11 protein-coding genes and 1 rRNA gene are annotated in these 16,163 nt (G+C 72.0%); 3 read left to right on the top strand and 9 right to left on the bottom strand.

Features of this window, described 5'->3' with window-relative positions:
• Positions 1-553: 553 nt before the first annotated feature.
• Positions 554-3,403 carry a preprotein translocase subunit SecA gene (gene secA / locus ACH4S9_RS00060; RefSeq protein ID WP_398368818.1) on the bottom strand — a complete coding sequence of 950 codons (2,850 nt, stop codon included), beginning with the start codon at positions 3,401-3,403 and terminating at the stop codon, positions 554-556.
• 238 nt (positions 3,404-3,641) lie between these two features.
• On the opposite strand from secA, the gene ACH4S9_RS00055 reads away from it, so the two are divergent.
• Complete coding sequence (locus ACH4S9_RS00055; protein ID WP_358847541.1) at positions 3,642-4,253, top strand: GNAT family N-acetyltransferase; 612 nt, start codon at positions 3,642-3,644, stop codon at positions 4,251-4,253.
• A gap of 96 nt (positions 4,254-4,349) precedes the next feature.
• The gene (locus ACH4S9_RS00050; RefSeq protein WP_385349580.1) at positions 4,350-5,534 is read left to right on the top strand and encodes a winged helix-turn-helix domain-containing protein; all 1,185 of its coding nucleotides are present in this window, start codon (positions 4,350-4,352) and stop codon (positions 5,532-5,534) included.
• 60 nt (positions 5,535-5,594) lie between these two features.
• Here the strand turns inward: ACH4S9_RS00050 and ACH4S9_RS00045 are convergent, their stop codons facing one another.
• The 7 genes from ACH4S9_RS00045 to mtnA all read right to left on the bottom strand — a co-directional run bounded on the left by ACH4S9_RS00045 (position 5,595) and on the right by mtnA (position 14,401).
• On the bottom strand, positions 5,595-6,341 hold the full coding sequence (locus ACH4S9_RS00045) for a response regulator transcription factor (RefSeq protein ID WP_311727456.1): 747 nt from the start codon (positions 6,339-6,341) through the stop codon (positions 5,595-5,597).
• Between the two features lie 290 nt (positions 6,342-6,631).
• Positions 6,632-7,321, bottom strand: a complete 690-nt coding sequence (hpf, locus tag ACH4S9_RS00040) for a ribosome hibernation-promoting factor, HPF/YfiA family (RefSeq protein ID WP_311727457.1) — start codon at positions 7,319-7,321, stop codon at positions 6,632-6,634.
• Positions 7,322-7,614: 293 nt separating this feature from the next.
• Positions 7,615-8,412 (bottom strand): ComF family protein, encoded by a 798-nt coding sequence (locus tag ACH4S9_RS00035; RefSeq protein ID WP_398368814.1) that lies wholly within the window; start codon positions 8,410-8,412, stop codon positions 7,615-7,617.
• A 171-nt stretch (positions 8,413-8,583) separates the two neighbouring features.
• The gene (locus ACH4S9_RS00030) at positions 8,584-10,464 is read right to left on the bottom strand and encodes an LpqB family beta-propeller domain-containing protein (RefSeq protein WP_398368812.1); all 1,881 of its coding nucleotides are present in this window, start codon (positions 10,462-10,464) and stop codon (positions 8,584-8,586) included.
• A complete protein-coding gene (gene mtrB, locus ACH4S9_RS00025; RefSeq protein ID WP_398368810.1) occupies positions 10,454-12,574 on the bottom strand; it encodes an MtrAB system histidine kinase MtrB in 2,121 nt (706 codons plus the stop codon). Before mtrB ends, ACH4S9_RS00030 begins: the two co-directional genes overlap by 11 nt.
• A gap of 1 nt (position 12,575) precedes the next feature.
• Positions 12,576-13,253, bottom strand: coding sequence for a two-component system response regulator MtrA (gene mtrA, locus ACH4S9_RS00020; RefSeq protein WP_014061181.1), 678 nt, complete (start codon positions 13,251-13,253; stop codon positions 12,576-12,578).
• Positions 13,250-14,401 (bottom strand): S-methyl-5-thioribose-1-phosphate isomerase, encoded by a 1,152-nt coding sequence (gene mtnA, locus ACH4S9_RS00015; RefSeq protein ID WP_398368808.1) that lies wholly within the window; start codon positions 14,399-14,401, stop codon positions 13,250-13,252. The genes mtrA and mtnA overlap by 4 nt, the downstream gene beginning before the upstream one ends.
• Before the next feature lie 150 nt (positions 14,402-14,551).
• Here mtnA and ACH4S9_RS00010 point away from each other — a divergent pair, with 150 nt between their 5' ends.
• Positions 14,552-15,847 (top strand): glycerophosphoryl diester phosphodiesterase membrane domain-containing protein, encoded by a 1,296-nt coding sequence (locus ACH4S9_RS00010; RefSeq protein ID WP_398368806.1) that lies wholly within the window; start codon positions 14,552-14,554, stop codon positions 15,845-15,847.
• Positions 15,848-15,899: 52 nt separating this feature from the next.
• Here ACH4S9_RS00010 and rrf read toward each other — a convergent pair.
• A 5S ribosomal RNA gene (rrf, locus tag ACH4S9_RS00005) occupies positions 15,900-16,016 on the bottom strand.
• Positions 16,017-16,163 lie beyond the last annotated feature (147 nt).

Below are 16,163 nucleotides of genomic sequence, written 5' to 3'. Positions count from 1 at the left end.
GGCCGGGTGGCCCATAACGGCGCCAAGCCGCGGGCCGGGCAGCTCCGGGGCTGACCAACCGGACGGGCCCCGCAACGCCGCCCGGCCCCGCCCAAGCAAGCCGAACCCCGGCCACCGCACGTGCACGCACCCCGGCCCGGGGAACCCGCGACGCGGGCCCGCCGCAGCCGTAGGGCCCCGCGTACGGCCCCGCCCCACGCACCCCGGGCGCCTGGCCGTACCGCCCCCGGCGGGTGGCCCATGACGGCCCCAAGCCGCGGGCCGGGCAGTCCTGGGGCCGACCCACCGGACGGGCCCCCGGGCGCCGCCCGGCCGGGCGGCGCCCGGCCCGTACCGGCCCGCCCGGCGCCGCCGTGGGCCCCGCGTACGGGCCCCGCCCAGGCGACCCCGGAACCGGCCGCGCGAGCACGGCCGGGGGGCCTACCGCCCGCGACGGGGTGGCCCGTGATCGCGTCGGGGCGCGGCCGCGTGGGGCCCGCAACGCCGACGGGCCGGGCCCCGCGCGCTGCTCGCGCGTGGGGCCCGGCCCGTCCGTCGTCTGCCGGCGTGGCGGTTACTTCTTGCGGCGGCGGCCGCCCTTGTTCGCCTTGCGCCGCTCCGCGCGCGTCATGCCGTCGGACTCGGAGCGGGGCGCGGGGGGCGTGTCGCCGTTGGTGAAGTCGCCTTCGACGATGCCGCCCTCGCCGTCCACCGTCGGGGCGGAGAAGTGCAGCCGGTCCGGGCGCTGGGGGGCCTCCAGGCCCTTGGCGTGGATCTCGGGACGGCCGTTGGTCGACCCGGACGTCACGGCTGCGGGGACCGCGTCCTGCGCGCCGTCGCCGGCCGCCTCGGCCGCCTTCTCGCCCTCCTCGACCGGGACCTCCTCGACCTGCTGCTCGACCTGGACCTCCAGGTTGAACAGATAGCCGACGGACTCCTCCTTGATGCCGTCCATCATCGCCTGGAACATGTCGAAGCCCTCGCGCTGGTACTCGACCAGCGGGTCCTTCTGGGCCATCGCACGCAGGCCGATGCCCTCCTGGAGGTAGTCCATCTCGTAGAGGTGCTCGCGCCACTTGCGGTCCAGGACGGACAGCACCACGCGCCGCTCCAGCTCACGCATGATGTCGGAGCTCAGCTGCTCCTCACGGGCTTCGTACTGCTCGTGGATGTCGTCCTTGATGGACTCGGCGATGAACTCGTCGGTCAGCCCGGCGCGGTCGCCGACCGCCTCCTCCAGCTCCTCGATGGTGGCCTTCACCGGGTAGAGCTGCTTGAAGGCGCCCCACAGCCGGTCCAGGTCCCACTCCTCCGCGAAGCCCTCGGAGGTCTCGGCGGTGATGTAGGCGTCGATGGTGTCGTCCATGAAGTGGCGCACGTGCTCGTGCAGGTCCTCGCCCTCCAGGACGCGGCGGCGCTCGCCGTAGATGACCTCGCGCTGCCGATTGAGCACCTCGTCGTACTTCAGGACGTTCTTACGGGTCTCGAAGTTCTGCTGCTCGACCTGCGACTGCGCGGAGGCGATCGCGCGGGTGACCATCTTGTTCTCGATCGGGACCTCGTCGGGAACGTTGGCCATGGCCATGACGCGCTCGACCATCTGCGCCTTGAACAGCCGCATCAGATCGTCGCCGAGCGAGAGGTAGAAGCGGGACTCGCCGGGGTCGCCCTGACGGCCGGAGCGGCCGCGCAGCTGGTTGTCGATGCGGCGCGACTCGTGGCGCTCGGTGCCCAGCACATACAGCCCGCCGAGCTCCTTGACCTCCTCGAACTCGGCCTTGACCGCGGCCTCGGCCTTCTCCAGCGCGGCGGGCAGCGCGGCTGCCCACTCCTCGCCGTGCTCGACCGGGTCGAGGCCGCGCTGGCGCAGCTCCGCCTCGGCGAGGTCGTCGGGGTTGCCGCCGAGCTTGATGTCGGTGCCGCGGCCGGCCATGTTCGTCGCGACGGTGACCGCGCCCCTGCGCCCGGCCTGGGCGACGATCGAAGCCTCACGGTCGTGCTGCTTCGCGTTGAGCACCTCGTGCGGCACGCCGCGCTTGGCGAGCTGCTGGGAGAGGTACTCGGACTTCTCCACGGAGGTGGTGCCGACCAGGACCGGCTGGCCCTTCTCGTGCTTCTCGACGATGTCCTCGACGACCGCGTCGAACTTGGCCACCTCGGTGCGGTAGATCAGGTCGGACTGGTCGAGGCGGGCGAGCGCGCGGTGGGTCGGGATCGGGACGACGCCGAGCTTGTAGATCTGGTGGAACTCGGCGGCCTCGGTCATCGCCGTACCGGTCATGCCGGAGAGCTTGCCGTAGAGGCGGAAGAAGTTCTGGAGGGTGATCGTGGCGAGGGTCTGGTTCTCGTCCTTGATGTCCACCCCTTCCTTCGCCTCGATCGCCTGGTGCATGCCCTCGTTGTAGCGGCGGCCGGCGAGGATACGGCCGGTGTGCTCGTCGACGATCATGACTTCGCCGTCCATGACGACGTAGTCCTTGTCCTTCTTGAAGAGCTCCTTGGCCTTGATCGCGTTGTTGAGGTAGCCGACCAGCGGGGTGTTGACCGACTCGTACAGATTGTCGATCCCCAGCCAGTCCTCGACCTTGGTGACGCCCGACTCGTGGATGCCGACGGTGCGCTTCTTCTCGTCGACCTCGTAGTCCCCGGTCTCCTCCTGGCCCTTCTGCGGGTTGGCCGCCTCGCCCTTGGCCAGGCGGGTGACCAGCTTCGCGAAGTCGCCGTACCACTTGGTGGCCTGGTCGGCCGGGCCGGAGATGATCAGCGGCGTACGGGCCTCGTCAACAAGGATCGAGTCCACCTCGTCGACGACGGCGAAGTTGTGGCCGCGCTGCACCAGCTCGTCCTTCGACCACGCCATGTTGTCGCGCAGATAGTCGAAGCCGAACTCGTTGTTGGTGCCGTAGGTGATGTCGCACGCGTACTGCTCACGGCGCTGCGCGGGGGTCATGTTGGCGAGGATGCAGCCGACCTCGAGGCCGAGGAACTTGTGCACCCGGCCCATCCACTCCGAGTCGCGCTCGGCCAGGTAGTCGTTCACCGTGATCAGGTGGACGCCCTTGCCGGACAGCGCGTTCAGATACGCGGGGAGCGTGCCGACGAGGGTCTTGCCCTCACCGGTCTTCATCTCGGCCACATACCCCAGGTGCAGCGCCGCGCCGCCCATCAGCTGGACGTCGTAGTGGCGCTGCCCGAGCACCCGCTTGGCCGCCTCGCGCACCGTAGCGAAGGCCTCGGGCATCAGGTCGTCAAGGGTCTCGCCGTCGGCGTAGCGCTCCTTGTACTCGTCAGTCAGGGCGCGGAGCTCGGCGTCGGAGAGGTCGACGAAGTCCTCTTCGATGGAATTGACCTGGTCCGCGATGCGGTGCAGCTTGCGCAGGATCTTTCCTTCGCCTGCACGCATGAGCTTGTTGAGGACGGACACGTAGGCTGACTCCTTGCCGGTCGGGCCTGGCACGGTCGGGTGCGCTGGCGCGGCATTATCGAGGGGCGCAGGCCCCGCCGCAACGGCCATCGTAAGACAGGACCCCACCACGCCGGGAGGTCCGTCACTACGAGGAACCGGTGTCACCTCTCCGTGTCAACGTACGAGGGGCCTCTGAGGTGCCCCTGAACGCGAGAAACGCTCGCGGGCGCCTGGGCCACGTCCCAGACTCGGGCATATGGATCCTGTCACCCTCACCACCGAGCGCCTGCTGCTGCGCCCCTTCGGACCCTCGGACGCCGAGGCGGTGCACGCCGCCTGTCAGGACCCGGAGATCCGGCGCTGGACCCCCGTGCCCACCCCGTACCGGCGCGCGGACGCCGAGGAATTCGTCCGGCAGATCTGCCCGGAGGAGTGGCGGGACGACATCACCTACCGCTTCGCCGTGATCACCCGGGACGGCGGCGCCCTCGTCGGCTCCATGGCCCTGGTGCGCCTGGCCCAGCTGCGCACCGAGGAGCGCCAGGCGGAGCTGGGCTACTGGACGGTGCCGGAGCAGCGGCGGCGCGGGTACACCGGCGAGGCGGCGCGGGCGGTGGTCGAGTGGGCCTTCACGGGGCTGGGGGTGGAGCGGCTGGAGTGGTGCGCCCAGGTCGGCAACGAGGGCTCGCGGGCGGTGGCGCTGGCGGCGGGGTTCCGGATGGAGGGGATCGACCGGGCGCGGATCGTGCACAACGGGACCCGGCGGGACGCCTGGCGGGGCGCGGTGCTGCCCTCGGACTGGGGGCTGCCACAGGCGACGCCGTATCTGCCCGCGCCCGAGCGGCCGGCGGTCGCGGACCCCGCCTGACCCCCGGGCCCCCGCCTGAGCCCGGGACCCCGCCTGAGCGGGGGTGCCGACCGCGGCGGGCCCGCGTTGTCAGTGGCACCCCGTACGGTGTCCGGCATGACGATTGCAGCGTCCGGGCCCGCGTCCCGCCCCAGGCCCGAGGTGGCCCTCTCCGCAGACGAGGCGCGGCGGATCGCGCTGCGCGCCCAGGGGCTGCTCGGCGCGCCGGACCGGCGGGCCGGGGTGCGAGGGGTGCTGCGCCATCTGGGGGCGGTGCAGCTGGACACCATCTCGGTGCTGGCCCGCTCCCATGAGCTGATTCCCTACGCGCGGCTCGGCGCGGTCGGCCGGGCGGCGGTCGAATCGGCGTACTGGACCGAGACCCACGCCTTTGAGTACTGGTCGCACGCCGCCTGTGTGCTGCCGATCGAGGAGTGGCCGTACTTCGCCTTCCGTCGCCGGGCCTACCGCGGCCGCCCGCACTGGTACCACGAGCTGCCGGACGGGGCGTACGAGACGGTCGTCAAGCGGCTGCGCGAGGACGGCCCGCTGACCGCGACGGAGCTGGGCGGCGCCAAGAACGGCGGCCCGTGGTGGGACTGGTCGGCCGCCAAGGTCGCCGTGGAGCGGGCGCTGATGTACGGCGAGGTGGTGTGCGTCGAGCGGCGCGGCTGGAAGCGGGTGTACGACCTGGCCGAGCGCGCCGTGCCGGGCGATCTGCTCCATGACGGGCTGGACGACGCGGAGTGCCTGCGGCGGCTGGTGGGGCTCGCCGGGCAGGCCCTGGGGGTCGGCACCCGCGCGGACATCGCCGACTACCACCGGCTGAAGGCTGAGCAGGTGGACGCGGTGATCGCGGATTCGGGTCTGGTGCCGGTGACGGTGGCCGGCTGGGACAAGCCGGCCTGGGCGGACCCGGAGGCGCTGGCCACCCCGGTGCGCGGCCGGCATCGCACGACGCTGCTGTCGCCCTTCGACTCCCTGATATGGGATCGCGCCCGCACGGAGCGGATCTTCGGCTTCACCCACCGGCTCGAGGCGTATGTGCCCAAGCCCAAGCGGGTCCACGGCTATTTCGCCATGCCGCTGCTGGCGGGCGGGCGGCTGCTCGGCCGCGTCGACCCGGCCCGCGAGGGGAAGACCCTGGTGGCCCGGCAGGTGTCCCTGGAGGGGCCCAAGGCCGTGGCGCCCATGGCCGAGGCGCTGCTGGAGGCGGCCGGGTGGGTGGGCTGCGAGTCCGTGCGGATCGAGCGCGTCGACAGCCCGGAGCTCGGCGCCGCGCTCACGGCGGCGGTCGCCTGACCATCTCCTGACCGCTCACCGCTCGCCCGCTCGCCCAGCTGATCGCTCAACCGATCGCGTTCACCTGATCTCGAGGATCTTCTCCCGCATCGCGTAGACCACGGCCTCCATCCTGGAGTGCAGTTGGAGCTTCTCCAGGATGTTGCGGACATGGTTCTTCACGGTGTTCTCGCTGATGAACAACTCCTTGGCGATGTCGCGGTTGTTCATGCCCGTGGCCACGAGCTTGAGCACCTCCAGCTCCCGATCGGTCAGCCGGGGCGCGGGCACCAGCCGCCGCTCGTCGGTGCGCTGGATCATCGACTTGAACTCGGTCAGCAGCTTGGACGCCATCGACGGACTGATCTGGGACTGGCCGTCGGCCACCGCCCGGATCGCGGTGGACACCTCGTCGGTCGAGATCTCCTTGAGGAGATAGCCGGTGGCGCCCGCCTTGATCGCGTCGTAGAGGTCCGCCTCCTCGTCGCTGATCGTCAGCATGATGATCTTCGCGCTCGGCGCCACCTCCTTGATGGAGGTGCACGCCTCGATCCCGCCGCGCTTGGGCATCCGCACATCCATCAGCACGATGTCCGGCAGCAGATCGGCCGCCTTGTCCACGGCCTCGGCGCCGTCCCCCGCCTCGCCGACGACCTGGATGTCCTCCTCCTGGGCCAGGACGATCTCCAGTCCGCGCCGGAAGAGCGCATGATCGTCCACCACGAGGACCCGAATCGGCTCCTTGCGCGGCTCGCCGCGCGGCTCGCCCCTCTCCGCTCCGACGCCGTGGTCATCGCCGTCGGTCGCGGGCCCGAAGCTGTCCGCCATCGTTCCTCCCCCTGAAGGCCATGGCCCTGCTCTCCGCACTTTGCTGTGCATGCTGCTATATACGGCGGCATCAACCGGTCTTCTCGATACGAGGGTTGGCCGCTGAGCCATGATTTCATGCCTGGCGGACGGTGTGGTGCCGCCGTGGTCGCACGATGGTGCCCCGGGGGCGCATGGGTGCTCAGGGGCACCACGCCGGATGCGACCCCCCGCGCCGCCGTGGGAGCGGCGTCCCCCGCACCACAGCGGGACCGTGCGGCACGCCCGCCGCACGGTCCCGCCCGTCCTGGTCAGCCTCCCAGTGCGCCGCCGGCGCCGCCGGGCTCCTCCCCGACGAACGCCTCGGGCTTGAGGTGGATGACCCCGTAGTCATAGCCATGGCGCCGGTAGACGACGCTGGGCTGGCCGGTGTCGGAGTCGACGAACAGATAGAAGTCGTGCCCCACCAGCTCCATCTCATAGAGCGCCTGGTCGAGCGTCATGGGGGCGGCGGCGTGGGTCTTCTCCCGGACCACCAGGGGACCTTCGCCCTGGACCTCCAGCGGCCCCATCCTGGTGGTGGGGACGGTATCCGACGTGCGCTGGGCGGCGATTTCCCCATGGCCGTTGATCCGGGCCGCGTTCGGCACGGTCACGGCCACGTCGCTGGCGGGGATGCGGCCGTTGCCACGGCGCGTGTGACGCTTGTCGTGCTGCTTGCGCATGCGCGCTTCCAGCTTGCCGGCGGCCAGGTCAAGCGCTGCGTACGGATCGGCGGCGGCGGCCTCCGCCCGGATCACCGGACCACGGGAACGGAGGGTGATCTCCACTCGGTCGCAGCGGTCGGCCTGCCGGGGGTTGTGTTCCTTGGACACCTCGACGTCCAGGCTGATCACCTTGCCGTCGAGCTTCTGGATCTTCTCCAGCTTCAGCTTCTCGGCCACGTGCCTCCGGAACCGCTCGGGCACCTCTGTTTTACGGCCCTTGACGACGATGTCCACGCAGAACTCCGTTCCCGGGTCGCTCCGTCTCAGCCGGAGCTCATCCGTTGTGCACTGGGCTCCGGAATTTCTCCGGAGCTTGCTGCCTGGCGGCTTTCACCTCCTCCTCCCCGATGGCCAAGATCGCCACCCCTTCTTGTCAACAAAAGCGAAAAGGCACACGAAGCACGCCAAGCGGATAATGCGAGCCATTGCACTCGCTGTTCCTCACAACCGAACATAGCTCGCCCGGCCGGAAGTCGGCACCCCCTACCGGCACGTACCTCCGATCAGGTGTTTACGTCCGCTTATCATCAGCAACGATGCGCGTTCGTATTCAGTTCCGCTTGGCGTCGCCGCCGCGGCGGCGGTAAACGAACGCCCGCGCCCGCGGGAAATGAGCGCCCCGCCGCCGCCACGACGGCGGCCCCGGCGACCGGGGCGCCCGCCGCCCGCACCGCCCGCGCGGCCTCCGCCAGCGACGCCCCCGTGGTCATCAGATCGTCCACCAGCACCACGCGCCCCTCGGCCAGCAGCCGCCCGCAGCCCGGCGCCGCGCCCAGCGCCCCGGTGAGGTTCGCCAGCCGCCGCCGCGCGTCCAGCCCCGCCTGATCGGCCACCGCCCGCCGCTGCCGCAGCACCGGCAGCACCCGCGCGCGCCGCCCGCCGCGCCGCAGCACCCCCGCCGCCGCCAGCGCGATGCGCCGGGCCGGGTCATGGCCGCGCGCCGCCACCGCCCGCCGCGCCGAGGGCACCGGCACCAGCAGCAGCGGCCGGCCGTCACCGGACGGAGCCCACGAACCCTCAACCTCACGACGCCGGGGACAGGCCGCCTCCACCGCCCCCGCCAGCGCCTCGCCCAGCGCCGCCGCCAGCCTCAGCTCGCCCCGCTCCTTGTGCGCGAGCAGCACGGCTCTTGCCTCGTCCTCGTAGGCCACCGCCGCATGGACCGGCGGCAGCCCCGGCGGGGGCGGGCCGGGCCGCACGCGCCGCGCCCGCGCCCCGCACAGCGCCGCCGCGCACCGCCCGCACAGCGCGCCGCCCGCCCGGCCGCACCCCGCGCAGTCGGCCGGCAGCACCAGCCCGGCGATCTCCTGCCACCACATCCACATGCGCCCACTGTCCCGTCACCCGCCCGGACCCGCCACCCCTGTGGAAAACCCTGTGGATAACCAGGGCCCGACCAAGGTCCATCCGGGTGAAAAGGTGCCCCTCCAGGTGACGGAAAACGCCAGGAGCGCCATCCCGAACAGACGGGATGACGCTCCGGGCGGACACCAGCGCTACCCCGGATAGACCGGAACCGACCCTTCCTTGGCCACGGTCTTCCAGTCCGTGTTCGGCATCAGCCGCACGATCCCGTCATTCGTCGTCTCGGCGATCAGCGGCCGGTTCTTGTCCTCGAACGCCGCGACCGCAGCCACCCCGTTCGGCCCCGGCACCGCCGGGACATCGGCCGGCGAGCCGTCCGTCTCGACGTACTGGAGCTGCTGCACCCCGCCCGACTCACGGCCCGCGACCACCAGCCGACTGCCCCCGGCCCACGACACCGCGTCCACGTCCTCCAGCCGCGGGGAAACCGGGTGAAGACCCCGCACCGACAGCTCGGGAGCGGCCTCTCCCCCAGCTACCGCTGGGAGGTGCCCCCTGCCCGCCCGCTCGACGCGGCCGAGCTGGAGCGTCGTATGCCCGCCCCGCTTGATCAGCATCGCGATCCGGGTGCCGTCCGCGGACATCCGCAGCGACTCGATCACGCCACCCTTCAGATCCGGCAGCCGGACCTCGTCCGCCTTCTCCACGCCCTCGCGCAGCCGCAGCAGCCGGGGCCGCTGCGCGCTCCGGTCGGCCACCCACAGGCCGCCGAGGCCGTCCCAGCTCGGCGCCGACAGCCCACCCTGCGCGCCGCCGCCCTGGAGGCGCAGCAGCGCCGCGCCGCGCTCGGCGCCGGACCTCAGCTCGGTCACATACAGCGTGCGGCCGTCCTCGGTGACCCCAGCGGCCAGCCGCTCGTCCCGGGACACCGCCACCGACCCGAGGCCGATGCTGTCCTCCCCGAACGGCCCCGGCACGGCCTGCGGCTGCCGCGCCTCGTCGGACAGCCGGACCACCCGGTGGTCGGCGTCCACGAAGTACTGGTGATCCCCCCGGCCGTAGACCTGCTCGGGGGCGTAGGAGCGCGCGCCGTCGCGGGACAGCGAGCACAGCTCGGCGCCGTCCTGCCGCTCCAGCCGTACGCTGCCGACCCCCGCCGACCCCTGCCCCAGGCCCTGGACCGTGAACAGCAGCTGCGCGGCCATCCGGGCGCAGCGCGCCCCACCGACGTGCGACGCCCGGTCGCCCAGCCGCACCTTCAGCGTGTTCGAGCTGTCCGGCGTCAGTTTCCCGTCCCGGCGGACCAGGTTCGTACCGGCCGGGAAGGAGGTGCTGACCACCGGGTCCAGCCAGCTCGTCGGCCCGTCCAGCAGGGCCTTCACGGCCGCCGAGGCCGGGTCGACGTCCCGCCGCAGATAGACCGGGTCGGCGACCAGCACGTCCTGCCCCACCCGCGAGTTCCCGGCGTCCGGCCCCAGCTCGGCGAAGTAGTACTTGTTGACCGACGCATAGATGCGCTGGAAATCGGGCTCGCCCAGCACCAGACCGCCCGGCAGCCGGTCGATCCGCCACTCCGACCCGACCTTCGACAGATGGATGCGCTCCACGTAATCGCCCTCGGAGGGCCGGTACGCGTGCGTGGCGTCCACCTTGGCGATCCGCTTGCCGGAGAGCACCACCGTCCGCCCGTCGCCGTCCCGGTCCCCCGGGTCGGCCTCCACCCGCACCTCCGGCGGCTGTGCGAGCACGGTCGTCTCGGCGAACGGTGCCCACCGCCGGGCGGCGCCCCTGGTCAGATACTCCTTGGCGGTGGCCAGGTCCTCCTCACTGCTGGTCGTCGCCTCCAGGAAGCCGTTGACAAGCTCGGTGGGCTGCTCACCCTTGCCCGGGCTCACCCCGTACACCCGCACCTGCGTATCGACGTCCGTACGCGGCGACGAGTCGACCCGGCGCACATCCCCGCTGTCGGGCATCGAGGCGCAGCCGGTGAGCAGCAGCGCGCCGCAGGCGAGCAGCGCGGGCGCGCCCAGCAGCCGGGGCGTACGGCGGAGGCGGTGGCGGTCAGCGCCCACGGGGGCGGCCCTCCCGTTCGGTCGGTGTCGTCGATGCCGGATCGGCCGCGCCCTGGTGCGCGCTGTGCGGGCGCGGCGGGGCGCCCTGCGCGGCGCCCCGGGGCACCACCCGGGCGCCGTTGCCCGGCAGCGCCGTGGGGTCGGCCGTCGGCGCGGGCACACCGGCGCCGCTGGGGGGCAGCGGCCGGTCGGGGCCGGGCAGCCCGGACTTCGGCTGCGCCGGTACGGACGCCGTCCGCTTCTCCGCGCTCGCCGAAACCACCTCCGCCTCGCCCGAAGCCTCTGTGCCCTTGACCGCGGCGCGGCCGCGCCGGGAGTCCTCGGGCTCCAGCGGGATCGGCGAGCCACGCAGCGTGTCGCCCGCGGTACGCGGCAGGGTCAGCCGGAACTGCGAGCCGCCCCCGGGCTCGCCCCACGCCTGGAGCCAGCCGCCGTGCAGCCGCGCGTCCTCCACCGCGATCGACAGACCGAGTCCCGTGCCGCCCGTCGTACGGGCCCGCGCCGGATCGGCCCGCCAGAAGCGGTTGAACACCCGCGTCGCCTCGCCCGGCTTGAGCCCCACGCCGTAGTCGCGCACCGCGACCGCGACCGCCCCGCCCGCCGCGGCGAGCCGCACGATCACATCCCGGCCCTCGCCGTGCTCCACGGCGTTGACCACGAGATTGCGCAGCACCCGCTCCACACGGCGCGCGTCCGCCTCCGCCATCACCGGCTGCTCGGCGCCCCGCACCACGATCCGGGTGCCCTTGGCATCGGCCAGCGGCTCGGCCCCGTCCACCACCCGGGTCACCACATCGCGCAGATCGATCGGCTCGGCGTCCAGGGCCGCCGCGCCCGCGTCGAACCGGCTGATCTCCAGCAGATCCGCCAGCAGCGACTCGAACCGGTCGACCTGGCCCCACAGCAGCTCCGCGGAGCGCGCCGTGACCGGGTCGAAGTCCTCGCGCGAGTCATGGATGATGTCCGCCGCCATCCGTACGGTCGTCAGCGGCGTCCGCAGCTCATGGGAGACATCCGAGACGAAGCGGCGCTGCATCCGGGACAGCTCCTCCAGCTGCTGGATCTTGACCTGGAGGTTCTGCGCCATCTTGTTGAACGACTCGCCGAGGCGCGCGATGTCGTCCTCCCCGGTGACCTTCATCCGCTCCTGAAGCAGACCGGCGGCCAGCCGCTCGGAGATCCCGGCGGCCATCCGCACCGGAGTGACCACCTGCCGGACCACCACCCAGGCGATGGCGCCCAGCAGCACCACCACGAACACCCCGGCCGTCGCCAGCGTCCCCTTCACCAGGCTCAGCGACTTCTCCTCCTGGGTGAACGGGAAGAGGTAGTAGAGCTGGTACGGGTCGCCGTGGTTGTCGTCGAGCCGCTTGCCGATGATCAGCGCGGCCTCGGACCGCTCCGACCTGTCGTGCAGGATCCGGCCGTACTGCTCGTACGTCGTGGCCCGTCCCTCGTCCACCTTCTTGCGCAGCTCGGCCGGGACGCTGTCCTGCCTGACATCGCCGGAAACGCGCGCCCCGCGGCTGACGATACGGGGTGTCTCGCCCGAGGCGGAGCTGAGCGCCACCACCGAGTACGCGCCCTTGCCGCCGCTTGCCAACTGCTCCACCAACTGGTTCAGCCAGCTGCGGGCGTCCTGGCCGCCCCGGCCGCCGGTGTCGGGAGCCCCGTCCCCGTCATGGCTGTCGCTGTCGCGGTCCGCCGTCTGCTCGGCGACCTGGAACCCGCCGGTGGCCTGGCCCTGCGCGGCGTGCCGCTTGGCGTCCAGCAGCCCGTTGCGCACCTGCCCGATCACGACCAGGCCGAGCAGCAGCACCACACCGAGCGACATCAGCAGGGTGGTCGCGACCACCCGCAGCTGGATATTGCGCCGCCACAGCCGGGCAGCGGGCAGCAGCGGACGGCGCACCCACCGCCCGAGCAACCGGATCAACGGATGCGCGGGGCCGCCCGACGCCCCGTCGGGCAGCAGCTGCCCACCGCTCCACAACCGCCGCAGCAGCGGTATCTCACCCGCCGGGTCGACAGGCGGCCCCGGACGCGCTCCCTCCGGGGCCCCATCCTCCGGCCTGTCGGCAGGAGGCGGGCCCGAGCCGACCTCCGGCATCTCAGCTGGGCCCGGCCTTGTAACCGACGCCGCGCACGGTCACCACGATCTCGGGGCGCTCCGGGTCCTTCTCGACCTTCGAGCGCAGCCGCTGCACATGCACATTGACCAGCCGGGTGTCGGCGGCATGCCGGTAGCCCCACACCTGCTCGAGCAGCACCTCACGGGTGAAGACCTGCCATGGCTTGCGCGCCAGCGCTACCAGCAGATCGAACTCCAGCGGCGTCAGCGCTATCGACTGGCCGTCCCGCTTCACCGAGTGCCCGGCCACGTCGATCACCAGATCGCCGATGGCCAGCTGCTCCGGCGCCGGCTCCTCCGAGCGCCGCAGCCGCGCCCGGATCCGCGCCACCAGCTCCTTCGGCTTGAACGGCTTGACGATGTAGTCATCCGCCCCGGACTCGAGCCCGACCACCACATCGACCGTGTCGCTCTTGGCGGTCAGCATGACGATCGGCACCCCGGACTCGGCCCGGATCAGCCGGCACACCTCGATTCCGTCCCGCCCGGGGAGCATGAGATCGAGCAGTACCAGATCCGGCTTGGTCTCGCGGAAAGCGGCAAGAGCCTTGTCGCCGTCCGACACGAACGACGGTTCAAAGCCTTCGCCGCGCAGCACGATGCCGAGCATCTCTGCCAGTGCGGTGTCGTCGTCGACGACAAGGACGCGTCCCTTCATATCGACATCATCCCATTACCCGATCGTGACCTGGCGCACAGTTCCGCGATACCGGCCGCGGTGACGGGCGAAACGACCCCGCGCTCGGTGACGATGGCCGTCACCAACTCCGGTGGCGTGACGTCGAAAGCCGGGTTGTAGGCCTGCGTGCCCAGCGGAGCGACCGGTATTCCGGTGCCCGCCTGCGCCCCAGCGGCCGGAGCATAAGGCAGTGTGATGTCCGTCACTTCATGCCCGGGGCGCTGCTCCACCTCGATCGACGCACCGTCCGCGGTGGCCAGGTCAACCGTGGTGATCGGGGCAACGACGACGAAAGGCACATGGTGATAGCGGGCCAGCACCGCGAGCGGATAGCTGCCGATCTTGTTGGCCACCGAGCCGTCCGCGGCTATCCGGTCCGCGCCGATCAGCACCGCGTCCACCTCCCCCGCGGCGAACAGCGAGCCCGCCGCGTTGTCGGTCAGCAGCGTGTACGCCATGCCCGCGCGGGCCGCCTCGTACGCGGTCAGTCGCGCGCCCTGAAGCAGCGGGCGGGTCTCGTCCACCCACAGCCGCCGCAGCTGCCCGGCCCGGTGCACCGCAGCGGCCACCGCCAGGGCGGTGCCCCCGCCCCCGGAGACCAGCGCGCCGGTGTTGCAGTGCGTCAGGATGCGGTAGCCGCCGGCGGGCAGCAGCTCGCCAAGGAGGGCCAGGCCGTGCCCGGCCATCCGGTCGCTCGCCTCGGCGTCCTCCCGGTGCAGCGCGCGGGCCTCGGCGAGGGCCGCGGCCTGCCCGGCGTCCGCCCCGCCCTGGGCCGCCGCGTGGTACGCGGCCGCGGCACGGCGCACCCCGTAGCCCAGGTTCACGGCCGTGGGCCGGGCGTGCGCGAGCGACTCCGCCGCGTCGTCCACATCGAAGCCGCGCGCCGCGGCGAGGGCGACCCCGTAGGCCCCGGCGATGCCGAGCAGCGGGGCGCCGCGGACGGCGAGCGAACGGATCGCCTCCACCAGCGCCGGCACATCCGTGCACACCAACTCGACCTCCTCCGCCGGAAGTCGCGTCTGGTCGAGGATCACCAGCACGGGGCCTTCCGGCGGTTCCTCCCACCGAAGGGCGAGGGCGACGGGCGGTGCGGCGGTGTCCCCAGCCGCTGAGTGCTGATCAGCCATCCGTCCAGTCTGCCCTCTACGACCCCAAGTATTGAAGTGGTCCGCCACGCTCCGCGCCCACCGCCCGACCGGACACACCGTGGCACGATGACAGCCCACCGGCCACCGCCGCACCCGCGACAGCCCGCCGAACGACCTTACGGAGCGACGATGAACGACTCTCCGGGCTGGGCACCGCCCGGACCGTCCCCTTCCGACGAGCCGGACCAGCACACCCGGCACGGCCGGCCGAAGGGCACCGCCGACGGCCAGGCCCCAGCCCTGCCCGACCAGCCCGGTCCTGACCGTCCCGCAGTGGACGACAGCGTGACGGACGGGCCCGAGTGGGGCGCGAAGTGGGCGGAGCGACAACCGCCCGCAGGACACTGGACGGCACATCCCGGAAACGCCCCCGCACCGCCACCCACCCCGCCGACCGGTCCCGCCGGCCCCGCCTCGTACGGGAATTGGGGGCACGGCTGGACACAGCCGCCGCCCGCGGCCCGGCCCGGAGTCATCCCGCTGCGCCCCCTGAGCGTCGGCGAGATCCTCGACGGGGCGGTGTCCACCGTGCGCGCCCACTGGCGGCCGGTGCTCTGCGTCTCCCTTGTCGTCGCCCTCGTCGCCCAGGGCGTGACCACGGCGGCCACCGGCCTGTGGTTCCGGGACGCGAACGGGCTCGACGCGCTCGGCAACAACCCGGACCAGACCCTGCGAGAGACGCTGGGCGACCTCGGCCAGGCGATGAAGAGCAGTGCGGTCCCCCTGGCGGCAGGAATCCTCGGCACGCTCGTCACCACGGCCCTGCTGACCGTCGTGATCGGCCGGGCCGTGCTGGGACGGCCGGTGTCCCTCGGGGAAGCGTGGCGCGACGCCCGGCCGCGCCTCCTCCAGCTCTGCGGACTGCTGCTCCTGATGCCCGCGCTCGTGGCCTTGACCCTCACCGCCGGCCTGGCGCCGGGTCTTCTGCTCATCGCGACCGGAGCGGAGGACGAAGGCGCCGCACTGGCCATGCTGGGCGGGCTCGCCGCGGCGGTCGCCGCCCTGTGGCTCTGGATCCGCTACAGCCTCGCCGCACCCGCCCTGATGCTGGAGAAGCGGGGAATCGGCGCCGCCATGCGCCGCTCCGCCAAACTCGTACGCGGCGCGTGGTGGCGAGTGCTCGGCATCCAACTCCTCGCGCTGCTCATCGCCGTCGTCATCTCCGCCGTCATCGAGGTCCCGACCAGCCTCGTCGGCATGGCTGTCGGCGGAGACAACGCGATGGACTGGCTGTCGGGCGAATCCGCCACCGTCAGCTGGACGTTCCTGGTGGTCATCGGCATCGGCGGGGTCATCGGCTCGACCATCACCCTGCCCATCGCCGCGGGTATCACCGCGCTCATTTACGTGGACCAGCGCATCCGCCGCGAGGCCCTCGACGTGGAGCTCGCCAGCGCCGCCGGCATCCCCGGCCAGGAAAAATAAAAAAGCCTCGGTCCCGAGTATCTTCCGATACTCGGGACCGAGGCTAAAAATTGTTCGGCGGCGTCCTACTCTCCCACAGGGTCCCCCCTGCAGTACCATCGGCGCTGAAAGGCTTAGCTTCCGGGTTCGGAATGTAACCGGGCGTTTCCCTAACGCAATGACCACCGAAACACTATGAAGAAAACAAACCGGCAACAACACAGTTCGTTACTTCAGAACCTACACAGTGGACGCGAGCAACTGAGGACAAGCCCTCGGCCTATTAGTACCAGTCAACTCCACCGGTCACCCGGCTTCCATATCTGGCCTATCAACC

It is taken from the genome of Streptomyces sp. NPDC021225 (assembly GCF_044332865.1).
Lineage (GTDB): Bacteria > Actinomycetota > Actinomycetes > Streptomycetales > Streptomycetaceae > Streptomyces.
Note: the sequence above shows the minus strand (reverse complement) of the source record. Positions and strands in the feature narration are given on the sequence as shown.